This window comes from Thalassotalea insulae (genome assembly GCF_030161395.1).
In the GTDB taxonomy this organism is placed as follows: Bacteria; Pseudomonadota; Gammaproteobacteria; order Enterobacterales; family Alteromonadaceae; genus Thalassotalea_E; species Thalassotalea_E insulae.
The window spans coordinates 1-1324 of record NZ_BSST01000003.1; the positions used below are offsets into that span (position 1 = coordinate 1).

Below are 1324 nucleotides of genomic sequence, written 5' to 3' on the forward strand. Positions count from 1 at the left end.
ATGCCGCGATGGTTGGGCTAACCATATAACAAGCAAATTAACAGGGACAAATAAAGCTTGGCTTTGTCACTGCGTTCCAAGTTTAGCCAAGCGTTATTTGCCCATTATTTGGGCGTTAGGCAAAATTGCATCGTTCACTATCGGAGATCAAAATAAAATATGAAAAGTGTTAAATATGAGGAAGAATTTAACTTTCATTTTTTGATTAATGAGGATTCACTAAAAAGGTTTTCCTCTATTATTGAGAATACTATTCAAGGAGAATTCCCTAAAGACGATGAAATAAAACTAATTTATAGTGTAATACGAGAAGATAAAATATCGTATAAAACTGAAAATATAGATGATGTGTTAAATGATACTAATTCTGAACGAAAGCTTATTAGGAGATTAGAGATATCTACTAGCCCAAGATATTCAAATTTCAATATAGAAGTCGAATTTAGAATTGGTGGAAAATATAGTTCTCGTCAAGATGATAAAGACCCAGAAATAGAAGTTTCAATGTCATCAGGGAATATGAAAAACGTAGATCACTTTGCGAAACAAATATCAGAAGAAATATTGAGATTAAAGAATACCCCTTTAACGTATGCAAAAGAGTTGGTGTTTATTCCTTACTTTTTTGTGTGTTGGGCACTGTCATACAATATGCTTATATTATTTGGGTTGGATAATTATATTGAAATAGATGATAAGTTAAATCCTACTTTGTTACTTGCAATTGCTTCATTTTTTGTTTCGTATGTTTTAACTGCATTAATATCTACAAAGCTATCAGAGGTATTCGATAAAATTCAGTCAAACACTGTTTTTTTGTTAGGAGATCAAATTAAAAGCTACCAATCCAAAATGACATTTAGAAAGAATGTTTTTTGGAGCGGTACGTTTGCGCTTCTTATTTCCCTCACGGCAAGCTTTTTTAGTACATATATTTTTGCCTAACAAGGGTTTTCAAGTCGGACAAATTACAGTTAGCTTTTTGTTCGTGCCTCACTTATTTTAGCCAACTGTATTTTGCTGCTTAAAACGGCGTTATATGTTTTCATGAATTCTGTGGTTGGTTGCTTCGTTAAAGGTTTAACGTGGTTTTATCAAAGGGTTTATTTAAGGTTTTAAACTTAGTGTTGTTTAACAAATTTGTTCAAAGTAACATTAGGTTAGGGCGCACTTAAAAGGTATTTACCCAATCAGGTTAATGGATTAACGTCACATTTCTTTTTCTATTAGCTTGTTAAACTTTTAAGTGTGTTTATAAATTTAAACTATGTGGTTTAATCAAGTGCTCAGGTGTTGGCGGCAGTGCCGCGAAAGCTTGGTTTAA

1 protein-coding gene is annotated in these 1324 nt (G+C 32.3%); it reads left to right on the forward strand.

The window, feature by feature from the left end; genetic code table 11:
• The first annotated feature begins 159 nt into the window (after positions 1–159).
• Positions 160–945: a hypothetical protein gene (locus tag QQK06_RS19715; RefSeq protein ID WP_284246669.1), complete on the forward strand. Its 786-nt coding sequence runs from the start codon at positions 160–162 to the stop codon at positions 943–945.
• Positions 946–1324 lie beyond the last annotated feature (379 nt).

Coding starts and splice junctions, on each gene's coding strand:
- QQK06_RS19715 (WP_284246669.1), top strand. CDS start 160: ATGAAAAGTGTTAAATATGAGGAAGAATTTAACTTTCATTTTTTGATT.